This window comes from Pseudonocardia sp. DxW (assembly GCF_058448985.1).
Window position 1 is genome coordinate 21,531 of record NZ_JBZFLK010000012.1, and the last position, 21,236, is coordinate 42,766.

A 21,236-nucleotide genomic window follows, 5' to 3' on the forward strand; every position below is an offset into this window, starting at 1 on the left:
CGATCAGCCCCCGACCCCGTCGATCAGCCCCCGACTCCGTCGATCAGTCCTCGACCGGGCCGGGCAGGCTGCGCTCGTCCTCCGGGTGCGCCCGGCACCGGTCGGTATCCGGGCGGATCTCGAGGCGCTCGTCGTCGATCGTGGCGTCGCAGACCGCGCACCGGCCGTACTCGCCCCGGTCGAGCCGGGCCAGCGCCGCGCGGACCCGCTGCCGCCGGTTGTGCCGGGTGCCGACGGCCAGATCGTGCTCCATCGACCCGGTCGCGCGGGCCCCGGCGTCGCCGAAGTCCATGCCCTCGGCGCTCCGGTCCTCGCCGGGCGCCGGTCGCTCGGTGGTGACGTCGCCGCCGAGACGGTGGAGCTCGTCCTGCAGCAGTGTCCGTGCCCGCTCCGGCTCCATCGGATCTCCTCTCGCGCTGGTGCGCCCGGCCGGCCGGCCGGGCACGCCGGGGGCTACCCGCGTGCCGGCCCGGCACACCCGCCCCGGCGGCCGTTTGCCACCCCCGGCCCCGGGTAGCCGCCGCGTGGCCGGAACACGACCTAGCAGGAGGAGGCATCCGTGCCCGACAGCCCACCCGCCCAGCAGCAGAGCCCGCCCGGGGACACCGGGTCGATGGATCCCGGTCCGCGCGACGAGATGCGCGGCTACCGCGGCCGTGACCTGCTCGACGGCACCGTCGCGCTGGTCACCGGCGGCGACTCCGGGATCGGCCGCGCGGTGGCCGTCGCGTTCGCCAAGGAGGGGGCCGACGTCGCGCTCGCCTACCTGTCCGAGGACACCGACGCCGAGCACACCGCGGCGCTGGTCCGGGCGCAGGGCAGGCGCTGCCTGCTGCTCCCCGGCGACCTCGGCGACGCGGAGCACTGCGCGGCGATCGTGGCGCGGACGGTGGACGAGCTCGGCCGGCTGGACACCGTCGTCAACAACGTCGCCACCCAGCAGCCCTACGACTCGCTGACCGACATCACCGACGAGCAGTGGCTGCGTACCTTCGAGGTGAACGTGCACAGCTTCTTCCGGGTCACCGCCGCGGCCCTGGAGCACCTGCCCGACGGCGGCTCGATCATCAACACCGGATCGGTGAACGGGTTGCGCGGCAACAAGTCGCTCATCGACTACTCGGCCACGAAGGGGGCCGTCCAGTCGCTGACCTACTCGCTCGCGCAGTCGCTGGCGGACCGGCGGATACGGGTCAACTGCGTCGCACCCGGGCCGGTGTGGACACCGCTGATCCCGGCGACGATGCCGCCGGACAAGGTCGAGGGGTTCGGCGAGCAGACCCCGATGGGCCGGCCCGCCGATCCCGACGAGATCGCGCCGTCGTACGTGTTCCTCGCCGCGCCGGCGCTGTCGTCGTACTACTCCGGTGAGGTGCTGGCGCCGGTCGGCGGCGAGACGATGCCGGGCTGAACCGGGCCGGACCGGGCCGGGCGGGATCCCGCCCGGTCAGTCCTGCTCGGCCAGCCCCTCGCGGAGCCGGGCCAGGGTCCGGCTCAGCAGCCGGGACACGTGCATCTGCGAGATGCCCATCTCGGCGGCGATCGAGGACTGGGTGCGGTCGCCGTAGAAGCGCATCATCAGGATCGTCCGCTCCCGCTCGGGCAGCCCGCGGATCAGCGCGTTCATTTCCCCGCGGTGCGCGGCCAGGTGCAGGGCCGGGTCCTCGCTGCCCATATGCTCGCCGAGCGGGATGCCGTCGCCGGACTCCGCGCCGTCCCCGGTGGGGGCGTCCAGCGAGCGGGCCCGGTGCGAGTCGAGCGCGCCCAGCGCGTCGACGATCTGGTCCACCCCGACGTTAAGCTCCCGGGCCAGCTCGGACGGGCGCGGTGCCCGGCCCAGCTCCTGGCCCAGGTTGTCGGCGGTGCGCTGCACCGTGACGGCGAGCTCCTTCAGGTCCCGCGGCACCCGCACCGACCACGAGTGGTCACGCAGGTAGCGCTTCATCTCGCCGCGGATGCTGGGCACGAAGAACCCGAGCGGGCCGCCGGTCGCGGACGCCGGGTCGTACCGGTCGACCGCCTTGACCAGGCCTAGCATCCCGGCCTGCTCGACGTCCTCGATGCCGCGCCCGCCCGGCGCGAACCGCCGGGACAGGTTGCGGACCAGCGGCCGGAGCTCGCGGATCACGTGGTCGCGCAGGTCGCTCCGGGTGGTCGAACTCTCGTCCGCCCCGGCGAGCTGCTCGAGGTGGGGGATCAGATGGTCGTAGCCGGTGCGGCCCTCGCGGGCTGTGCTGCCGGTGCCTGGGCTTGTGGTCGGTCTCGTTGCAGTGCGCATCTGGGTCCCTCGCGTTCGCCGATGGCTGGTGCGGGGTCCGCTGCGTGGTTGAACGGATCGCTGTTGACGGTAGCCGCACGATGTCCGCGATGAGAAGCGGCTTGCGATGCGACCGGTCCGCGACCGTATCCGGAACGGGGCCGCCGTCGCAACGCCGGAGGGTCCGCGACGCCCGCCCGCCGGGTGCCGGAGGTGCTGCGCACGCGATCGGGAGAAGCCGGTGATGATCATGGTCACCGGCCGGTCAGTGATCGTTCCCGGTGATCGTTCTCAGTGGCCCCACAGCGGCTGCGCTCTACCGTCTCGGGCATGCCGACAGCACTGATCACCGGGGGAAGCCGCGGCCTCGGCGAGACCTACGCCCGCGAGCTCGCCGAGCGCGGGTACTCGGTGGTGCTGGTCGCCCGGGATCACGACCGGCTGGCGGCCACCGCCGAGCGGATCGGCCGGGCGACCGGCGCCATCGTCGAGATCCTGGCGGCCGACCTGACCGACCTGACCGGACCCGCCGGTCTGGCCGCCGTCGAGCGCAGGATCGCCGACCCGGACCTGCCGGTGCGGCTGCTGGTGCAGGCCGCCCGGTGCGCGCCCGGCGGCCCGGTCACCGGGCCGGACCCGTACCCGGAGGTCGTGCTGCGGCTGGTCCACGCGGCCGTCACGGCGATGACCGGCCCCGCGCCCGTGCCCGCGACGGCGGCCGGTCGGCGGCGCCCCGGGATCCTGCTCGTCGACGGCGGGAACGGCGGCCGGGGCGGCCCGCTGCCCGATCTCGCGGTGCTGCGGTCGGCCGGCGTACCGGTCACCGCGGTGGCGGTGGGGCCGGAGTCACCCGATCCGCGGACAGTCGTCCGGCGCTCGCTCGCCGATGCCGGCCGCGGCCGGGCGCGGTCGGTGCCCGGCCGGGCCCGCCGGATGCTGGCCGGCTGCCGGGAGCCCCGGCGGACGGCGCTGTGGCTGGCCGCCCGGGTCCTGCCGGCGGGCGGCAGGCAGCCGGGTGGTCCGGCAGCCACAGCCACAGCCACAGCCACGGTCGGGCGGAGGGTCGCGGAGCGCAGTCGGCGGGACGTCCCGGGGCGCAGCGGGCGTGCCACCCCGGCCACCCCCCGGTACACTCGGCCGTCGCCGGTGCCGACGCCGTTCCGGGGCGCACCGCCCGCGGTCCGGTCGCTGCCCGAGGGCGCCCCCGCCGTCCTGCCCGAGTGCCCGGTCCGGCCGGTGCTCGCCCCGGTGGACCGGCCGGCCCGCCGCCGGCCCGCGACCCCGGTCGCGCCCGCCGTCCCGCGCCCGCTGCCGACGACCGCCCGGGAAGCGGTCACGGTCCGGCTCGCGACCGGCTGAGCCATCCCGGTGCGCCACCCGGACGAGTGACACCTGGGTCGTCCGGTCCTGCCAACCGCCCTGCGAATCGGGCAGGAGTGACCAAGGTCGCGACGGCCACGACTGTCGGGAACCGGACGGCGTGCCCTACCGTTCGCCGGAGAAGGGGAGTACTCCCGAACACGGCGTCGCCGTCATCACGGAACCAGGACGAGCTGGATCCCGGTGGCGCCGGTCCGCGATCAGCGGGCGGAGGAGACCTTCAGCGCCCCAACCTGCGCTGGAGGTCCTTGCAGTGAACGTCCCTCTCTGGGTATGGCTCGCCACGTGTGCGTTCGTGGTCGGCATGCTGGTGTTCGACTTCGTCGGGCACGTCCGCACCCCGCACGAACCCACGTTGCGCGAGTCCGCCATCTGGTCGGCCGGCTACGTGGCGATCGCGCTGCTGTTCGGTGTCGGTGTCGGTGTCTTCTCCGGCTGGCAGTACGGCGGCGAGTACATGGCCGGCTGGATGACCGAGAAGGCGCTGTCGGTCGACAACCTGTTCGTCTTCCTGCTGATCATGACGGCGTTCTCCGTGCCGCGGATCCACCAGCAGAAGGTGCTGCTGGTCGGCATCGCGATAGCGATCCTGATGCGCGGCGGCTTCATCGCGGTCGGCGCGGTGATCATCGAGCGGTTCGCCGCCGTGTTCTACATCTTCGCGATCATCCTGTTCTGGCTGGCCTACTCGCAGATCAAGGAGGCGCTCTCGAAGGACGAGGGCGACCACGGCGACGCGGCCGACAGCAGGCTGATCCGGATGGTCCGCAGGGTGCTGCCGACCTCCAGCGAGTACGACGGCGCGAAGCTCACCACGAAGATCGACGGCAAGCGGCTGCTGACCCCGATGGCGCTGGTCATCGTGGCGATCGGCCTCACCGACCTGCTGTTCGCGTTCGACTCGATCCCGGCGATCTTCGGCCTGACCCAGGAGCCGTACCTGGTCTTCACCGCGAACGCGTTCGCGCTGCTCGGCCTGCGCCAGCTGTACTTCCTGATCGGCGGCCTGCTGGAGCGCCTGATCTTCCTCGCGCACGGCCTGTCGGTCATCCTGGCCTTCATCGGCGTGAAGCTCACCCTGCACGCGCTGCACGAGAACAACGTGCCGTTCATCAACGGCGGGCAGCCGGTGCCGGTGCCCGAGGTGCCGATCTGGCTGTCGCTGCTGTTCATCTCGGGCACGATCGCGGTCGCCGCGGTCGCCAGCCTGATGGTGTCCCGGCGGCGGGCCGCAGCCGGTGCCGGGAAGCCCGGCGGACCGGACGCCGGCCCCGACGCACGCGATGGGGAAGGTGACGGCCCGGACGCCACCGGCCCGGACGGTGCGGGCACTGCGGCCGCCGGGTCCGCCGAGGAGCTCGCTCAGACCCCGAGCAGCAGCCGGGCGACCGAGAAGTAGATCAGCAGGCCGGTCGCGTCGACCAGGGTCGTGACCATCGGCGCGGACACCACGGCCGGGTCGATCCCGAGCCTGCGGGCGAGCAACGGCATGGTCGCCCCAACCGTGGCTGCCCAGCCGCAGATCGCCACCAGGGTCACCGCGACCACGGTGGCGATCTGCACGCCCACCAGCACCGAAGCGACGACCAGCCCGAGCCCGCCGAGCAAAGTGCCGAGCAGCAGGCCGACCCGCAGCTCCCGCCAGACGACGGCGGGCAGGTCGGCGAGGCGCACCTCGCCGACCGCGATCGCCCGCACCGCCGCCGACGCGGCCTGGGCGCCGGCGTTCCCGCCGGTCCCCACCAGCAGCGGGATGAACAGGGCGAGCGCGGTGACCTGCTCCAGGGAGTCCTCGAAGATCTGCAGCACGTTCACCGTGAGCACCGCGGCGAGCAGCAGCACCGCCAGCCACATCGCGCGGGTACGGGCCAGCCGGGTGACCTTCACGTACATGTAGTGCCCGGACCACGGGGCGGCGCCGGACTGGCGGGCCGCGTCCTCGGTGTCGGCGGCCACCAGGATCTCGACGGCGTCGTCGATCGTCAGTAGGCCGAGCAGCCGGTCCTCGGAGTCGACGACGAGCAGCGCCAGCAGGTTAGCCTCGCCCATCAGGCGGGCCGCGCCCTCGGCGTCGTCGGTGGCGCGCACCCGCGGCGCGCCGCGGTCGACGAGATCGGCGACCGGGGTGTCCGGCCGGGCCAGCACCAGGTCGCGCAGCGACACGGTGCCCAGCACCCGCCGTCCGGCGTCGGTGACCGGCAGAGTGTAGACGGTCTCGGCGTCGGCACCCTTGCGGCGCACCACGGCCAGCGCCTCGGTGACCGAGCTGTGCACCGGCACCGCGACCGTCTCCGGGGTCATGATCCGGCCGACCGAGCCGTCCGGGTAGCCGAGCAGCGCCGCGGTCATGGTCCGTTCCCCGGCGGACAGCCCGGCGAGCACCCGGGTGGCGACCTTCGCCGGTGCCTCGCCGAGCATCCGGGCCCGGTCGTCCGGATCCATCTCCTCGACCAGCGCGACCACCGCGTCGTCGCGCAGCCCGGCGAGCAGCTCCTGCTGGTCGACCGGATCGAGCTCCTCGAACACCTCGAGCGCACGGTCCTTGTCCAGCAGCCGGAACGCCCAGCCCGCGTCGACGGGATCGAGCCGGGCCAGCTCGTCGGCCACCTCGTGCGCGGGCCGGTCGTCGAGCAGTGCGAGCACGCCGCCCGGGTCGTGCCGGTGGACGAGGTCGTGCAGCCTTTCCATGACCGCGATTCTGCCCGCCCCGGGCGGTGGCGGCCGGATGGGCCGGTGAGATCGACACGACACCACGACGGTGTTGCGTCGGCGCACGACCGGGCGGAGCTATGTCCGTTTCGCTAGGATGAGCGGGGTCCACCGGAACGCTCGGATCGCCGGCAGCTCGGCACCGAGGAGGAACAATGCCTGCCACACCGCCACCCCTGCCGCCACCGCCGCCCTCGGAGCCCGCCGGTGCGGCGCCGGATCCCGAACCGCGCCCCTTCGCGTCGCCGCTGAACCGCGACGAGGAGCGGTCGCTGGCCCACCTGGAGGGGGAGCTGCGCCGCTCCGACCCGGATCTGGAGTCGGAGATGTCGTCGCTGGCCCGCGACGAACGGTTCTCCCTGGACCGGGTGCTCCAGGCCGTCGCGATCGCGGTGATCGTGCTGGTCCTGGTGCCGACCGACTGGCTCGTCGGGATCCTGTCGTTCGGCCTCCTGCTGGGCATCCCGTTCGCGATGGCCATGATCGCGGCCCGGGCTAAGCGGGAGGGCGGCACCGGCGAGGGCGGCGAGCAGCGCCACGACGGCGACGACCGCCGCTCCTGAGCCTGCCCTACCGCCCGGCGCCCGGTGCCGCCGTCGCCGCCTCGGTCGGGTCGGTCGTCGTCGCGACGACCGGCAGGCCGAGGTGCTCGCGCAGGGTGGTGCCGGTGTACTCGGTGCGGAACGAGCCGCGCTCCTGGAGCAGCGGCACCACCCGGTCGGCGAACTCGTCGAGCCCGGCCGGGGTGACGTGCGGGACGAGCACGTAGCCGTCGGCGGCGTCGGTCTGCACGGCGTCGTCGATCGCGGCCGCGACGGTCTGCGGGCTGCCGACGAAGGTGTGCCGCCCGGCGACCTCGATGACGGTCTCGCGCAGCGTCAGGTTCTTCTCCGCGGCGATCGCCCGCCACTCGTCGGCGACCGCCTTCGGGTCGCGGTACTGCCGCACGCTGGCCCGGCCCTTCGACACCAGCTCGCCCTCCACCGGGTCGAACTCGGGCAGCGGGCCGTCCGGGTCCCGGCCGGACAGGTCGGTGTTCCACAGCTGCTCGGCGAACACGATCGCGGTCTGCGGGCTCACCTGCTGGTGCCGGATCACCTCGGCCCGCTCGGCGGCCTCGGCGTCGGTGTCGCCCAGCACGAACGTCGCCGCGGGCATGATCTTGAGGTCGTTCCATCCGCGGCCGTAGCGGGCCAGCCTGCCCTTCACGTCGGCCAGGAAAGCCCGGCCGGCGGCCGGCTCGGAGTGCCGGGAGAAGATCGCGTCGGCCGACGCCGCGGCGAACTCGCGGCCCTCCTCGGAGTCACCCGCCTGCAGGATCACCGGGCGGCCCTGTGGGCTGCGCGGCAGCGCGAAGCGGCCGCGCACGTCGAACTGGCCGGAGGTGTAGGAGAACGTGGACCGGTCGTCGGGGCCGCTGCGCGAGTCCCAGATCGCGGCGGTCGCGGCGAGCTGCTCCTTGGCCCGCGCGTAGCGTTGCTCCTTCGGGAGAAATCCGCCGCGCCGGAAGTTCTCGCCGGTGAACGCGTCCCACGAGGTGACGACGTTCCAGGCGGCCCGGCCGCCGGAGAGGTGGTCGAGCGTGGCGAACTGGCGGGCCACGTCGTACGGCTCGGTGAACGTCGAGTTGATCGTCCCGGCGAGCCCGAGCCGGTCGGTGACGGCGGCCAGCGCGTGCAGCACGGTGAAGGTGTCCGGGCGGCCCATCACGTCGAGGTCGTAGATCTCGCCGCGGTGCTCGCGCAGCCGCAGCCCCTCGGCGAGGAACAGGAAGTCGAACTTCGCCCGCTCCGCGGTCCGCGCGAAGTGCGCGAACGACTCGAACTCGACGTGGCTGCCGGACGCCGGGTCGCTCCACACCGTGGTGTTGTTGACGCCCGGGAAGTGCGCGGCGAGGTGGATCTGCTTGCGCGGCATAAGTGTCCTCCCGACATGCTCCTACCGGTGCAACACCCTGCGGGCGATCGTGTTCCCGAGCAGCTGTGCCACCTGCACGATGATGACGATGATCGCGACGGTCAACAGCGTCACCGGCCAGTTGACTGCTGGTAGCCGTAGGAGATCGCGAAGTCGCCCAGCCCGCCGCCGCCGACGTAGCCGGCCATCGCCGACATGTCGACGACCGCGATGAAGGTGAACGTGTAGCCCAGCACCATCGGTGCGAGGGCCTCCGGGATCAGCACGCTCCAGACGATCCGGAAGCGGCTCGCGCCCATCGCCCGGGCCGCCTCGACGACGGCCGGGTCCAACGGCACGTCCTGCGGGACGCCGTGCACGAACCGGGCGGTCGCCGGGTGCGACGGGCCCGTGCGCAGCACCAGGAGTTCGACGGCCTGGTCGGCACAGCGGCGCATCGCGTCGTCCAGGTCGGTGCCCAGCCCGGTGACGATCCACTGCCGCGGGGTCTGCGCCCACGGCGCCATCGGTGGCGGCGCCGGTTCGCGGGACAGCGACAGTCGCAGGGGTCACCTGCAGCGAGCCCTCCAGCGCGGTGAGCGCGATCTCCCCGTTGCCCAGGGCAAGATGCGTGTCGCCGAGGAAGAATCCCGCGCCGGGCGTCTGGACCGGGAGGAACAGAGACGTACCGGCCACGGGTTCGCGCAGGTCGATGTTGCCACCGAACGGGCCCGGCGGGATCGAGCTGCTCGCGTCGACCCGGCGGAGGTCGCGCCGCACAGCCCCAGGAACGGCCGGACGTCGATCAGCGCGCTGCCGCCGCGGTGGGTGAACCGGGCGCGGGTGCCGCTGCCCGGGTCCTGTTCGAAACGGCAGAACGCGCACTGCACACGCTGCCCGCCCGGTTCCGGGAAGCGGTCGGGCAGCGCTCCGCGGCCGTGCCGGGTGGAGATCACGCCGTAGGCCACCCGCGGCCGGAACTCGGGGAAGCCGACCGCAGCCAGTCCTCGGGGCGGGCGCCCGCCACGTGCACCGGGCCGAGGACGACGTGCGGCCCGGCCGTCGGCGGGCGGCGCAGGTCCGAGCGGGCCAGGGCCACCGCGTCGTCGAGGACGGGATCGGTGGGGACGCCGTGGCCGCCGAAGTAGCGGACCGGATCGCGGCCCTGGTCCTGATGGGCGTCGCGACCGCGCTGATCGGGCTGCTGCCGCCGTACGCCGCGATCGGCGTCGCTGCGCCGCTGGTGCTGGTGCTGGTGCGCATCCTGCAGGGCGTCGCGGTCGGCGGCGAGTGGGACGGCGCGGTGCTGCTCGCGATCGAGAACACGCCGCCCGGGAATCACGGCCTCCACGGCAGCGTCCCGCAGATCGGCCTGGGCCTCGGGCTCGCGCTGGGCACCGGGGCGTTCGTGCTGCTCGCCGAGTTCCTCGACGACGAGACCTTCCTGGCCTACGGCTGGCGGGCCGCGTTCCTGGTGTCGGTGCGGCTGGTCGTCGTCGGGCTCGCGGTGCGGCTGACGATCCTGGAGACCCCGGAGTTCCGGAAGCTGCAGGAGACCGGGATGACGACGAAGGTCCCCACCGTCGAGCTGCTCCGCACCCGGGTGCACCGCCGTGGGCTCGGCACCGGGATGCTCGCCCGCTGGGCCGAGGGCGCCGCGTTCAACACCTGGGGCGTCTTCGTCATCACCTACGCGCTGATGACCGGCACCCAGTCGGCGCTCTACGCGGAGCTGTTCGAGGCCGACGTGCGCTACACCGGACTGTCGCTGGTCTACCAGGTGTCCGGGATCTACGCCTCCGGCCTGACGCCGGCGATCCTGACCGCGCTGCTCGCCGCCGGGGCCGGGAGCCCCTGGATCGCCGGCGGCTACCTGGTCCTGACCGCGGTGATCAGCGTGGTGACGGTGTGGGTGATGCCGCGCTACATCGGCTGGCGTCCGGAATGGACACGCTCGGAACCCTGGTGAGCGCAGGACCCGGAACGCCACGAGCGGACCCCTCGTGGCCGGGGGGACGGCCACGGGAGGTCCGCTCGTGAGGGAGGGGGCGGCGGCACCCCGTGGGGAGCGCGGGGTGCGGCCCCAGGGTCGGGGCGGTGCTCAGACGTCGGCGGCCTGCTTCTCGGCGAACCGGCGCCACGCCGTCCACGCCACACCGGCGAAGAGCAGCAGGTAGAGCACCACGGTGATCGGGCTCGACACCAGCACGGCCGGGTCGTTGTCCGAGTTGCCCATCGCGTCGCGCAGCGAGTACTCGGCGAGCGGGCCGAGGATCACCGCGATCAGCACCGGCGCGACCGGGATGTCGTAGAGCCGCATCGCCAGCCCCAGCACGCCGAGCACCAGCATGATCACCAGGTCGACGGTGCTCGCGCCGGCCGCGTACACGCCGAACGCGGCGAACACCGCGATGCCCGCGTACAGGTAGGACTTCGGCACCCGCAGCAGCTGCGCCCAGAGCGGCGCGAACGGCAGGTTCAGGATCAGCAGCACGATCATCGCCAGGAAGAAGCCGGCGAGCAGCGCCCACACGATGTCCCCGGAGCGCTCCAGCAGCAGCGGGCCGGGCTGCAGGCCGTACTGCTGGAACGCGGCGAGCAGGATCGCCGCGGTCGCCGAGGTCGGCAGGCCGAGCGCGAGCAGCGCGCCCATCGCGGTGCCGGCGGTGGCGTTGCCCGCCGCCTCCGGCGCGGCGACACCCTCGATGGCGCCCTTGCCGAACGTCGGCTCCGGCTTGCGCCGGTCCAGGCGGCGCTCGGTGCCGTAGGCGAGGAACGTCGGCACCTCGGCGCCACCGGCCGGGATGACGCCGAACGGGACGCCGATCGCGGTGCCGCGCAGCCAGGCGGGCAGCGCCTGCCGGAACTCGGCGCGGGACAGCCACCAGCGTCCGGTCGGCATGACGGCCTTGGTCTCCTGGGCCCGGCCGACCTTCGCGGCCTGGCTGAACACCTCGCCCAGCGCGAGCAGCGACACCGTGATGACGACGATCGAGATGCCGTCGAGCAGCGGGGAGAAGCCGAACGAGAACCGCGGGCTCCCGGACGGCTGGTCGATCCCGATCAGCGCCAGGGTGAGGCCGATGGCGAGCGCGGCGACACCGCGGATCGCGGAGTCGGCGACCACCGCGGAGATCGCGACGAACGCGAACACGGCCAGTGCCAGGAACTCGGCCGGGCCGAACCCGGTGGCGAGCTGCGCGAGGGTGGGCGCGAAGAACACGACCAGCGCGGAGGCGACCATGCCGCCGATGAACGCGCCGATCGCGCCGGTGGCGAGCGCCTGTGCGGCCTTGCCGCGCAGGGCCATCCGGTGGCCCTCGAAGGTGCTGGCGATCGCCGTGGAGTTGCCGGGCGTGTTCATCAGGAAGCCGGCGATCGAGTCGCCGAACAGCCCGCCGAAGTAGATCCCGGTGAACATGATCAGCGCGCTGGTCGGGTCCAGGACGAAGGTCAGCGGCAGCAGCAGCGCCACCGCCATCGCCGAGCCGAGGCCGGGGAGCACACCGACCGCGGTGCCCATCAGGGCGCCGAGGAACACGAACAGCAGCGCGGACGGGCTCAGGATGTCGGCGAAACCGCCGAGCAGGTTGGACAGCTGTTCCATCGCTCAGAACCCCCCGACGAACCCGCTGGGCAGCGAGATCCCCAGCAGGGCGCTGAACACGACCTGAACCGCGGAGGAGACCGCCAGGCCACCGAGCACGATGCCCGGCCAGCGGCGGTTGCCCAGCGCCACCGCAACCGCGGTGAACAGGCCGGTGGCGGACAGGATCCAACCGAGGAACGGCAGGACGATGATGAACCCGGCGACACCGCCGACCGCGGTGAGCACGGCGGGCACGTTGACGCCCTCGGGCGCGGCCGGACCGGCCTCGCCGGAGTCCCCGGCGGAACCGTCGGCGGTGCCGGCGGCGGGGGGGTCGTACTCGGGTCGCGGGCGGAGGATGTCGAACGCGAGCAGCGCGGCGACGACGAAGCAGAGCACCGCCACGATCCACGGCATGGTGGTCGGGCCGAACAGGCCGCCGTCGCCGACGACCTCCATCGTCACGGTGCCGTAGACCAGGAAGATCCCCAGTCCGGCGAGGATGGCGGGGACGACCAGGGCGCCCCTCGACAGATGTGCAGGACGGCCGCTCATGCCAATCCCAGCTCCTTCAGAAGGTCGTCGATCCGGGTCTGCTCGGTCACGAGGAACTTCTCGAAGTCCTCGCCGTAGATCTCGCTGCGCACCCACCGGTTGCGTTCGACGGCCTCCGACCAGGACTCGGTGGCGACCATCTCGCGGGCGATCGCCTCGAGCTCGGCCCGCTCGTCCGGGGTGATCCCGGCCGGGGCGACCAGGCCGCGCCAGTTCACGAGATCGACCTGCGGGAACCCGAGCTCGTCCATGGTGGGGGCGTCGACCCCGGTCAGCCGCTCGGGCGAGACGACCGCCAGCACCCGCAGCTGGCCGGACTCGACCAGGTCGCGGAAGTCGTTGTAGCCGGAGACGCCGACGCCGACGGTGCCGGCGGCGGTGGACAGCAGGCTGAGCGTGAGCTCACCGCCGCCCGGGTGCGGGGTGTAGACCATGTTCTCGACCGGGATGCCGCGGGCCTGCGCGAGCTGCGCGGCGACCATGTGGTCGATGCCGCCGGCGGATCCGCCGCCGATCGGCAGTGCGGCCGGGTTCGACTCCCACGCCACGAGCATGTCCTCGAGCGTGCGGAACGGTGACGCCGCGGGGACGGCGATCACCTCGAAGTCCTCGGCGAGCCGGGCGATCGGCGTGGTGTCGGCCAGGCTCAGCGGGCTGCCGGACTGGCTGATCCCGCCGAGCATCACGGTGCCGGTGACCATCATGGTGGTCTCCTCGCCGGCGAGCCCGGCCAGCTGGTTCAGGCCGATGGTGCCGCCGGCGCCCGGGATGTTGACCACCTGGACGGTGTTCACGATGTTCCCGGTGCGCATGGCCTGCTGGGACTCGCGGGCGACGAGATCCCAGCCGCCGCCCGCCGCTGCGGGGGCGATCATGGTGAGGTTGGAGCGCGCCGCCTGACCCTCCCCGGACCGGGCGGCGTCGGCGAAGGCGGTCACCGCGAGTGCGGCGACGAGTACGATTCCCAGGGCTGCGATGACCTGCCGTCGTGGCATGGCGGGAACGGTAATCACAGGTATGGGCCGTTACCAATGTCCGGCTTCGATAACTCTATGTCCGCTGCGAACACAATGAACTTTTCCGGGTTTCTCCCCATTCCGTGGTTAGGGTCGGCGCCGTCCGCACGCGCTTGATGGGGAGCGACATGACGATCTGTGTGGCCTACGGCCCGACGCCCGAGGGGACCGCCGCGCTGGACCTCGCGGTCCGCGAGTCCCGGCTGCGGGGTGCGAGGCTGGTCGCGCTCGCGACCGAGCACCAGGAGCGGTTCGAGAACGACACCGAGCCCGACGACGGCGGGCCGCTGCGGGACCGGGTGGAGTCCCGGCTCGCCGCGCTGCGCGCCGACGGCGACCCGGAGACCGACGTCCAGGTGATCGACGACGGCGGCGACGCGGCCGAGGCGATCCTGGACCTGGCCGCGGCGGCGGGGGCGTCGCTGCTCGTCGTCGGGGTCCGGCGGCGCAGCCCGGTCGGCAAGCTGCTCACCGGCAGCGTCGCGCAGCGCATCATCCTCGAGTCGCCGGTGCCGGTACTGGTCACGCACGCCGCCCGATAGGCCGGCCTTTCGCAGGTCAGGCATACCTCACCGGATGTCTGACGGGTCACGGAACGGCATGCGGGCGGGCGGTTCGGGGCATACCGGAACCGAGACCGGCGTTGCACCCCGTGTAGGCGGGAGACCCCCGCCGGTGCTCGTTCCGGACCGACGCGAAAGGAGCCGTGCGAACCATGGCCACCCCGATCACCAGCCCGCTCGACGACGGTGCCCGCGACATCACCGGTCGCGTGCTGCAGGAGACCCTGGTCGATCTCGTCGACCTCTCCCTGGTCGCCAAGCAGGCGCACTGGAACCTCGTCGGCAAGCAGTTCCGCGACATCCACCTGCACCTCGACGAGCTCGTCGACCTGGCCCGCGAGCACGGCGACAACGTCGCCGAGCGCTCCGCCGCCATCGGCGTCGCCCCGGACGGCCGGGTGCGGACCGTCGGCCGTGACACCGGCCTCCCGGAGTACCCGGAGGGCTACGTGTCCGACGCCGACACCGTGCTGGCCGTCTCGGCGACCGTCGACGTCGCCGTCGACCGGCTCCGCCCGCGCATCGAGCAGGCCGGCAAGGCCGACCCGCTCACCGAGGACCTGCTCATCGAGCTGGGCCGCGCGCTGGAGGAGGCCCGCTGGATGTGGCAGGCGCAGGCCGCCGGGTACCGCGGCGAGGCCTGATCCCGATCACCGGCCCCGGACACCGCACGGTGTCCGGGGCCGATCGGTGTCCGGGGCCGGTCAGCGGGCGACCGCGGCGGTGGCGGCGGCGACGCTGGCCCGCCAGATCGCCATCGCCGACCACAGCACGAACACCTGCACCGGCAGCGCCAGCGCGGCGGGCAGCTGCGCGGCGTAGGAGGGGCGCAGCGCGCCGGTCCGCCACACCCGGCCGGCCTCGTTCGCCGCGTCCGCGGTGGTGAGCAGCGCGAACCGGCGGCCGATCCCGGAGCCGGCCATCCGATAGGTGAGGTCGCCGACCTCGACGTTCCAGTGCGGCGTCGACAGCGGGCCGTACGGGTGGTCGACGGTGCGCAGGATGTGCGCGCGGATGTCGCCCTCCAGCGCGAACCGGGCGACACCCTCCGAGCGCAGCGCGTAGGGATGGCCGTCGATGACCAGGTCGCGATGCGGTTGCCAGGTCCGGGCGGTCCAGCCGGTGACCGGTCGGCCGTCCTGGGTGACCTCGTAGCGGACGCTGAACAGCCGCACCCGGGTGGACGACGCACGCAGCACCTCCTCAGCCTGCCACCACCCGGCCGGTTCCGGCAGGACCGGATCGACGCTCACCCGGCCGGGAATGCCGCGGCCGCCGGATTCCGTTGGCACTGCTCAGTACCTGAGTGAACCCGAGGAGCGTCGTGCACCGGATCCGCCTGTCCCCGCCGGTCGCCTTCGCCGTGGTCGCGGCGACCTTCCTGTGGTTCCTGGCCGCGTCGTCGGCACCGTCCCCGCTCTACGTCGTCTACCAGGAGCGGTTCGCTTTCACCGAGTTCACCCTGACCGCGGTGTTCGCGGTCTACGTGCTCGCGCTGATCGCCGCGCTGCTCGTCGTCGGCGCGCTGTCCGACCACGTCGGCCGCACGCCGGTGCTGCTCGGCGCGATCGCGCTGGAGATCGTCGCGCTGGTGCTGTTCCTGCTGGCCGACGGGGTCGGCTGGCTGCTGGCGGCCCGGATCGTGCAGGGGATCGCGACCGGTGCGGCGACCGCGACCCTGCCGGCGACCATCGTCGATCTCGCGCCGCGACCCGAGCGGGCCGGCCTGGTCAACGGCACCGCGCCGCTCGCCGGGCTCGGGCTCGGCGGGCTCGCGACCGGCGCGCTCGTCGAGTTCGCCCCCGCCCCGACCCGGCTGGTCTGGGTGCTGCTGCTCGGCGGCCTGCTGGTGGCCGCGCTGCTGATCGCGCTGATCCCGGAGACGGTCACCCGCCGGCCCGGCGCGCTCGCGTCGCTGCGCCCCCGGCTCGCGGTGCCGAAGCGGGTCCGGCCCGGGTTCGTGGCGATCGTCCCGACCCTGGTCGCGAGCTGGTCGCTGGGCGGGCTGTACCTGTCACTCGGCCCGTCGGTGGTGATCGGGCTGTTCGGGGTGCGGAACCACCTCGTCGGTGGGCTGGTGGTCGCGGCGCTGTGCCTGACCGGCGCGGCGAGCGCCTACGTGCTGCGGCACCGGGCGCCGGCCCGGGTGCTGGCACCGGCCGCGCTGCTGCTCGGGCTCGGCACGCTGGTCACCCTGGCCGGGACGCTCGCCGGGCTGCTCCCGGTCGCGACCGCCGGGACCCTGGTGGCCGGCGTCGGGTTCGGGTCGGCGGCCTACGCGACGTTCGGGACGCTGGCCGCGCTGGCCACCCCGCACGAGCGCGGCGAGCTGTTCGCCGCCACCTACAGCCTGGCCTACCTGGCGTTCAGCGTGCCCGCGATGCTCGCCGGGGTGGCGGCGACGGCCGTCGGGCTGCGGCCGACCGCGCTGGTCTACGGCGGCGTGGTCGTCGGCCTGGCGGTGGTCGCGGCGGTGCTCGCCCGGCGTGTCCCCGCGTCCGCCACCGGGGAACGGGTTCCCGCGACGACCCGCACCGGGTGATCGGCGGGTGGCGGCGCCGCGGACGCTGAGCTGTTCGTCTGAATTGCGTTACTCCCTTCGACGGTCGACGCGCACGGTGGACCACTCGTCGTTCCACGGACGGTGAGCGTGTGTCACGGGTTGTGAGTGGGATGTCCGGCGTGATTACCGTGTCGGCCCGTTCGAACCGCTCCCCGACGCACGGAGGTACGACCCCATGGCAGGACGCCACCGGAAACCCACCCCGACCGGCCGGCGCGCCGCCCGGATCGGCGCGCTGACCGCGATGGCGGCCGCCCCGCTGGGCTTCGTCGGCACCGCGGTCGCGGCCCCGTCGTCGCCGTCGGCCCCGTCGGTCGAGCAGACCGACACCTGGGACCAGCTGGCGCACTGCGAGAGCACCGGGAACTGGGACGCCGACACCGGCAACGGCTTCACCGGTGGGCTGCAGTTCACGCCGTCCACCTGGGAGGAGTTCGGCGGCACCCAGTACGCGGCGAGCGCCGATGAGGCGTCGAAGTCCCAGCAGATCGCCGTCGCCAAGAAGGTCCAGGACCAGCAGGGCTGGAAGGCGTGGCCCGCCTGCACGAAGAAGCTCGGCTGGCGCTGAGCGGGCAGACTCGGGGGATGAGCGTCGATCTCGACATCGTCCGCCGGATCGTGGCGGCGGACAGCGGACTGTGCACCGTCGCCGTCGTCCGGCCCGACGGCAGCCCGCACACCTCGCTGGTGAACGCCGGCGTCCTCGACCATCCCGTCTCCGGTGACCCGGTGGCGGCCTACGTGACCTACGGCCCCGTCAAGCTGCGGGCGTTGCGTGCGCGACCCGCGACGTCGCTGCACTGGCGGGCCGGCTGGAAGTGGGCCGCCGTCGAGGGGACCTCGGAGATCGTCGGGCCGGACGACCCGGTCGAGGGCGTCGACGTCCCGCGGCTGCTGCGGGACGTGTTCACCGCCTGCGGCGGGATCCACGGGGACTGGGCGGAGTACGACCGGGTGATGGCCGAGCAGCGGCGGGCCGCGGTGCTGGTCACCCCGGTGCGGGTGCTGGGGAACTTCTGAGCGGGGGGCCGTTCGTCGGTCAGCCCGGACGCAGGTGGAGCCTGCTCGACAGGCCGGTCAGGGCGGCGACCTCGTCGGAACGTCGCTCGCGCGCTCCCGGCGGGTGATCGGGGACCGCGGCGTGGATCAGGACGTCGGCGTTGGACACCAGCTCGTCGGCCCGCCCGGGGGAGAGCATCGGCTCCGTGAGCCGGCGCGACCGGGCGGCAGAACTGGGTCGGACACCGCCCGCCCCGCGGCTCCCGGTGCCCGACCGCGACCCCACCGGAACCGCCCGCACACGGGCGTCGTCCAAGCCGTATGACTCCCAACGGGGACGGTCCGTGATGACCTCCTACGCCCACGACCCGACCGCGTCCGTGATCGTCGCGACCTGGCCCACCGGCGACGGCACCGTCGCCGCCCGGATCGCCCGCGTCCCCCGCAGCTGGGACGCCGTGCACGCGCGCCGCGCCGCCGGACTGCTCACCCGGCTCTCCGAGCTGCTCTGGTCGGCCTACGCCGAGGACGAGGCGATCTCGATCCAGCCGTTCGGGCTGGTCGAGGCGGTCCGCTTCCCGGAGTTCCCGCCCGTCGACCCGGCCCGCATCCCGGAGGAGCGCGACCGGATCGCGCACACCCTGGGTCGCGTCGTGGCCGTGGCACCGGGCCGCGCCTTCGCCGACGCGGTCGTCGACGAGGTCCGGGCCGAGATCGAGGCCGTCCTCGACGCCGACGCGGGCGACCTCACCGGGCGTTCCGCCCAGGCCGTCACGCACGTCCGGATCGGGGTGCCCGCCGAGCAGCTGACGCTCGCCCACCGCATCCTGCACGAGGATCCGCTGGGGGCGTGGCGGCTGCTGAGCGAGGTCGAACCGACCGCGGCGGCGATTGCCGCGCTGCGCTGGCTGCGCGCCGCGGCCGCGCAGGTGTCGGCCGTCGTCGGGCATCCGGTCGCCGACGTCGTCGCGCTGGCCGAGGCGATCGACCACGAGGATCTGACGGTCACCCGGCACGTCCTGCAACCCGGTCACGGGGAACCGGTGGACGACACCGAGCTCGTCCGGGACCTGCTGCAGGAGGCGGTCCTGGCGGGCCGGGGCCTGTTCGTCGTCTGCCCGGACGCGGCCACCGGCGACGGCACCGGGCACCGGATGCTGCGGACCGTGTTGGATCCGGCCGAGCCGGGGCCGTTCCTGGTCGAGGGGTTGCTGCGCGGCATCCACGGCTGCTTCCGGGTGTACGCCGACGAACTCACCACCCGGGCGTCCCCGGGGCCGCCGCCCGGGCCGGAGCTGCGGCTGCGGTTCACCGCCGAGCTCCGGCGGGCGGTGTTTCCTGCTTGACGATCCCCGTTTCGTCCCGCTCTGCTGGTGTTCGGGGGATTCACGAGGGGGAGACATGACTGTCGAGGGGGGACGCCCACGCCTGACCGGCCCGGTCGGGCTGACCGGGCGGGCACCGGCGCCGGACCTGGCGCGGGGCTTCATGCTGTTGCTGATCGCGCTCGCGAACACGCCGTTCTACCTGTACGGCCGCGCGCACTCGCTCACCGGCTTCCATCCGGTGGACGGCTCGGTCGCGGACCGGATCGTGCAGGCGGTGCTGATCACGGGCGTCGACATGCGGGTGTACCCGATGTTCGCGTTCCTGTTCGGCTACGGCCTGGCCGTGATCTACCGGCGGCAGGGCGAGAACGGGGTGCCGGAGCGGGAGGCGTTCCGGCTGCTGCAGCGGCGCAACCTGTGGCTGCTGGTGTTCGGGTTCGTGCACGCGCTGCTGCTGTGGGGCGGTGACGTGCTCGGCGCCTACGGCCTGTGCGGGCTGGTGCTGGTGTGGCTGTTCGTCCGGCGGGCGGACCGGACGCTGCTGGTGTGGGCCGGGATCGGCACCGCCGTGCTGTTGCTGCTCGCGATGCTGTCGGTGCTCGGCGCCCTGGCCACGCTGTCCGCCGGGACGGCGGCGCAGGCCACCGGCGGGATCCCGGACTTCGTGACCGCCTCCGCGTCGTCGGAGGGCGTGCTCGCCGCGATGGGGGCGCGGATGCTGCTGTGGCCGTTCATCGTGCTGGTGCAGGGACTGCTGGGGCTCGCGGTGCCGGTGGCGATCCTGCTCGGCTTCTGGGCGGCCCGGCGCCGGATCCTGGAGCGGCCGGGGGAGCACCGCCGGCTGCTGTGGATAACCGCGGTCGGCGGGATCGCGATCGGCTGGCTCGGCGGGCTCCCGCACGCGCTGGCGCACGTCGGCGTGCTCGGCGGTCTGGACCAGGTCATGTGGGTGTTCTCCACCACCCAGATGGTCACCGGGCTGGCCTGCGGGATCGGCTACGTGGCGCTGTTCGGGCTGATCGGGGACCGGCTCTCCGGGCGCGAGCCCGGGCCGGTCGGCTTCGCGATCAGCGCGGTCGGGAAGCGGTCGCTGACCTGCTACCTGGGTCAGTCGGTGCTGTGCGCCCCGCTGCTCGCGGCCTGGGGGCTCGGGCTGGGCGCGGTGCTCGGCAGCGCGACGACGGCGCTGTTCGCGACCGGGGTCTGGCTGGTCACGCTGGCCTACGCGGTCGTGCTGGAGCGGCGGGGGAGCCCGGGCCCGGCCGAGGCGCTGCTGCGCAGGCTGGTCTACCGCACCCCGGCTCAGGGACGCGGCCGGTAGGCGCTCGGCGGCACCCCGTACGCGGCCCGGAACGCCCGGCTGAACCCGGCCAGGTCGGTGAAGCCGTTGCGCCGGGCGACCTGCCCGACCGGCGTCGCGGCGAGCCGCGGATCGGCGAGATCGCGGCGGGCCCGGTCCAGCCGGGCCCGCCGGATCCGCCGGGTCACCGACTCGCCGGAACCGGCGAACAACCGGTGCAGCTGCCGGGTGGAGACGAAGTGCGCCGCGGCGATCGACGCCGGGCCCAGGTCGGGATCGGCGAGGTGCTCGTCGAGGTAGCGCTCGACCCGGACCCGCAGGTCGGCGTGCGCCCGCTCACCGACGGCGGGCGGGGCCAGCTCACCGGCCAGCGTCCCGACCAGCCCGCCGACCTCGTCGGCGACCCGCACCGCGCCGGGGGCACTGAGCGACGGCGGATCGCGGACCAGGCCGCGCAGCACCCCGGCGACGACCGCCCCCAGGCCGGCCCGGGTGTCGAAGCGCCGCGCGGTGGCGGCCGCCGACTCGCCGCCGGTCAGGTCGATCGCGTCCCGCGGCCAGGTGAAGACCAGCAGCTCCCAGTCCCCGCCCAGCTGCCAGGCGAACGGCCGGTCCGTCTCGTAGAGGGTGAGCTGACCGGGATGCAGGACGGCCCGTCTGCCGTCCTGGTCGAGCACCGCGGTCCCCCGGGCCAGCATCCCGACCTGCAGGAACCGCCGGTCGTCCCGGTGGGCCAGCTGCGGGGTCCGCCGGCAGGTCTGCGGCACCGACGACACCCGGGAGACCTGCAGGTGGGCCAGCGTCGCGCTGTCCACGGCACCGGCGAACGATCCGCCGCGCCGCCGATCCGGGGCCACGTCGAGGGCGACGAAGTCGTGCCGCAGCGCCTCCCGCCACTCGTCGCAGCGCCGGGTCCGGGACGCGACCGGCGCCGCACCGGGGGACAGGACCACGGGCACCTCCGGATCGCTCGGCCGTCGACCCGAGTCCACCGCCCGGACGCCGCCGGGTCAATGCCTGTCGCCCAGTGGCAACAAACCGGCGCGCTGCGCGAAACGGGACACCGCCGCCGGGGCCGACG

General features: G+C 73.8%; 23 protein-coding genes and 1 pseudogene. 12 read left to right on the forward strand and 12 right to left on the reverse strand.

What is annotated here, in order from left to right; all coding sequences use genetic code 11:
- Nucleotides 1-43: 43 nt before the first annotated feature.
- A complete protein-coding gene (locus ACVJO7_RS19345) occupies nt 44-400 on the reverse strand; it encodes a TraR/DksA family transcriptional regulator (RefSeq protein ID WP_491674048.1) in 357 nt (118 codons plus the stop codon).
- Nucleotides 401-613: 213 nt separating this feature from the next.
- Here ACVJO7_RS19345 and ACVJO7_RS19350 point away from each other — a divergent pair, with 213 nt between their 5' ends.
- Nucleotides 614-1,411, forward strand: coding sequence for an SDR family oxidoreductase (locus ACVJO7_RS19350; protein ID WP_491674186.1), 798 nt, complete (start codon nt 614-616; stop codon nt 1,409-1,411).
- 36 nt (nt 1,412-1,447) lie between these two features.
- Here the strand turns inward: ACVJO7_RS19350 and ACVJO7_RS19355 are convergent, their stop codons facing one another.
- Nucleotides 1,448-2,278, reverse strand: a complete 831-nt coding sequence (locus ACVJO7_RS19355; protein ID WP_491674049.1) for a sigma-70 family RNA polymerase sigma factor — start codon at nt 2,276-2,278, stop codon at nt 1,448-1,450.
- Between the two features lie 309 nt (nt 2,279-2,587).
- On the opposite strand from ACVJO7_RS19355, the gene ACVJO7_RS19360 reads away from it, so the two are divergent.
- Both ACVJO7_RS19360 and ACVJO7_RS19365 read left to right on the forward strand, forming a co-directional pair.
- Nucleotides 2,588-3,616, forward strand: coding sequence for an SDR family NAD(P)-dependent oxidoreductase (locus ACVJO7_RS19360; RefSeq protein WP_491674050.1), 1,029 nt, complete (start codon nt 2,588-2,590; stop codon nt 3,614-3,616).
- Nucleotides 3,617-3,890: 274 nt separating this feature from the next.
- Entirely contained in the window at nt 3,891-5,036 is a 1,146-nt protein-coding gene (locus ACVJO7_RS19365; protein WP_491674051.1) for a TerC family protein, read from the forward strand.
- Here the strand turns inward: ACVJO7_RS19365 and mgtE are convergent.
- Complete coding sequence (mgtE, locus tag ACVJO7_RS19370; protein ID WP_491674052.1) at nt 5,000-6,325, reverse strand: magnesium transporter; 1,326 nt, start codon at nt 6,323-6,325, stop codon at nt 5,000-5,002. The two genes, ACVJO7_RS19365 and mgtE, sit on opposite strands and share 37 nt — an antisense overlap.
- A 176-nt stretch (nt 6,326-6,501) precedes the next feature.
- On the opposite strand from mgtE, the gene ACVJO7_RS19375 reads away from it, so the two are divergent.
- The gene (locus ACVJO7_RS19375; RefSeq protein ID WP_491674053.1) at nt 6,502-6,909 is read left to right on the forward strand and encodes a DUF3040 domain-containing protein; all 408 of its coding nucleotides are present in this window, start codon (nt 6,502-6,504) and stop codon (nt 6,907-6,909) included.
- A 7-nt stretch (nt 6,910-6,916) separates the two neighbouring features.
- Here ACVJO7_RS19375 and ACVJO7_RS19380 read toward each other — a convergent pair whose 3' ends face one another.
- The 3 genes and pseudogenes from ACVJO7_RS19380 to ACVJO7_RS19390 all read right to left on the reverse strand — a co-directional run.
- Nucleotides 6,917-8,263: an NtaA/DmoA family FMN-dependent monooxygenase gene (locus ACVJO7_RS19380; protein ID WP_491674054.1), complete on the reverse strand. Its 1,347-nt coding sequence runs from the start codon at nt 8,261-8,263 to the stop codon at nt 6,917-6,919.
- 110 nt (nt 8,264-8,373) lie between these two features.
- A complete protein-coding gene (locus ACVJO7_RS19385) occupies nt 8,374-8,769 on the reverse strand; it encodes an ABC transporter permease subunit (RefSeq protein ID WP_491674055.1) in 396 nt (131 codons plus the stop codon).
- Nucleotides 8,770-8,851: 82 nt separating this feature from the next.
- Nucleotides 8,852-9,127, reverse strand: a pseudogene (locus ACVJO7_RS19390) (acetamidase/formamidase family protein); the annotation flags it as partial.
- A 142-nt stretch (nt 9,128-9,269) separates the two neighbouring features.
- On the opposite strand from ACVJO7_RS19390, the gene ACVJO7_RS19395 reads away from it, so the two are divergent.
- Complete coding sequence (locus tag ACVJO7_RS19395) at nt 9,270-10,211, forward strand: MFS transporter (RefSeq protein ID WP_491674056.1); 942 nt, start codon at nt 9,270-9,272, stop codon at nt 10,209-10,211.
- Between the two features lie 132 nt (nt 10,212-10,343).
- On the opposite strand, the gene ACVJO7_RS19400 is transcribed toward ACVJO7_RS19395, so the two are convergent.
- From ACVJO7_RS19400 to ACVJO7_RS19410, 3 genes are read right to left on the reverse strand one after another with little or no spacing between them, the layout of a single operon-like run.
- Nucleotides 10,344-11,849 carry a tripartite tricarboxylate transporter permease gene (locus ACVJO7_RS19400; RefSeq protein ID WP_491674057.1) on the reverse strand — a complete coding sequence of 502 codons (1,506 nt, stop codon included), beginning with the start codon at nt 11,847-11,849 and terminating at the stop codon, nt 10,344-10,346.
- A 3-nt stretch (nt 11,850-11,852) separates the two neighbouring features.
- Complete coding sequence (locus ACVJO7_RS19405) at nt 11,853-12,386, reverse strand: tripartite tricarboxylate transporter TctB family protein (RefSeq protein ID WP_491674058.1); 534 nt, start codon at nt 12,384-12,386, stop codon at nt 11,853-11,855.
- Nucleotides 12,383-13,381 carry a Bug family tripartite tricarboxylate transporter substrate binding protein gene (locus ACVJO7_RS19410; RefSeq protein WP_344022294.1) on the reverse strand — a complete coding sequence of 333 codons (999 nt, stop codon included), beginning with the start codon at nt 13,379-13,381 and terminating at the stop codon, nt 12,383-12,385. Before ACVJO7_RS19410 ends, ACVJO7_RS19405 begins: the two co-directional genes overlap by 4 nt.
- 149 nt (nt 13,382-13,530) lie before the next feature.
- Here ACVJO7_RS19410 and ACVJO7_RS19415 point away from each other — a divergent pair, with 149 nt between their 5' ends.
- Together ACVJO7_RS19415 and ACVJO7_RS19420 are read left to right on the forward strand one after the other, a co-directional pair.
- Entirely contained in the window at nt 13,531-13,944 is a 414-nt protein-coding gene (locus tag ACVJO7_RS19415) for a universal stress protein (RefSeq protein ID WP_344022296.1), read from the forward strand.
- 173 nt (nt 13,945-14,117) lie between these two features.
- Nucleotides 14,118-14,609: a Dps family protein gene (locus ACVJO7_RS19420; protein ID WP_344022298.1), complete on the forward strand. Its 492-nt coding sequence runs from the start codon at nt 14,118-14,120 to the stop codon at nt 14,607-14,609.
- A 60-nt stretch (nt 14,610-14,669) separates the two neighbouring features.
- Here the strand turns inward: ACVJO7_RS19420 and ACVJO7_RS19425 are convergent, their stop codons facing one another.
- Entirely contained in the window at nt 14,670-15,218 is a 549-nt protein-coding gene (locus ACVJO7_RS19425) for a hypothetical protein (RefSeq protein WP_491674059.1), read from the reverse strand.
- 71 nt (nt 15,219-15,289) lie between these two features.
- Here ACVJO7_RS19425 and ACVJO7_RS19430 point away from each other — a divergent pair, with 71 nt between their 5' ends.
- From ACVJO7_RS19430 to ACVJO7_RS19440, 3 genes are all read left to right on the forward strand, one after another.
- Nucleotides 15,290-16,507: an MFS transporter gene (locus ACVJO7_RS19430; RefSeq protein ID WP_491674060.1), complete on the forward strand. Its 1,218-nt coding sequence runs from the start codon at nt 15,290-15,292 to the stop codon at nt 16,505-16,507.
- Nucleotides 16,508-16,703: 196 nt separating this feature from the next.
- Nucleotides 16,704-17,096, forward strand: coding sequence for a transglycosylase family protein (locus ACVJO7_RS19435; RefSeq protein ID WP_344022304.1), 393 nt, complete (start codon nt 16,704-16,706; stop codon nt 17,094-17,096).
- A 17-nt stretch (nt 17,097-17,113) separates the two neighbouring features.
- Nucleotides 17,114-17,548 (forward strand): TIGR03618 family F420-dependent PPOX class oxidoreductase, encoded by a 435-nt coding sequence (locus ACVJO7_RS19440; RefSeq protein WP_491674061.1) that lies wholly within the window; start codon nt 17,114-17,116, stop codon nt 17,546-17,548.
- Nucleotides 17,549-17,567: 19 nt separating this feature from the next.
- Here ACVJO7_RS19440 and ACVJO7_RS19445 read toward each other — a convergent pair whose 3' ends face one another.
- Entirely contained in the window at nt 17,568-17,726 is a 159-nt protein-coding gene (locus tag ACVJO7_RS19445; protein WP_491674062.1) for a hypothetical protein, read from the reverse strand.
- Nucleotides 17,727-17,874: 148 nt separating this feature from the next.
- Here ACVJO7_RS19445 and ACVJO7_RS19450 point away from each other — a divergent pair, with 148 nt between their 5' ends.
- Complete coding sequence (locus ACVJO7_RS19450; protein WP_491674063.1) at nt 17,875-18,873, forward strand: hypothetical protein; 999 nt, start codon at nt 17,875-17,877, stop codon at nt 18,871-18,873.
- A gap of 55 nt (nt 18,874-18,928) precedes the next feature.
- The gene (locus tag ACVJO7_RS19455) at nt 18,929-20,176 is read left to right on the forward strand and encodes a DUF418 domain-containing protein (RefSeq protein WP_491674064.1); all 1,248 of its coding nucleotides are present in this window, start codon (nt 18,929-18,931) and stop codon (nt 20,174-20,176) included.
- On the opposite strand, the gene ACVJO7_RS19460 is transcribed toward ACVJO7_RS19455, so the two are convergent.
- Nucleotides 20,158-21,108, reverse strand: coding sequence for an AraC-like ligand-binding domain-containing protein (locus ACVJO7_RS19460; protein WP_491674065.1), 951 nt, complete (start codon nt 21,106-21,108; stop codon nt 20,158-20,160). The two genes, ACVJO7_RS19455 and ACVJO7_RS19460, sit on opposite strands and share 19 nt — an antisense overlap.
- Nucleotides 21,109-21,236 lie beyond the last annotated feature (128 nt).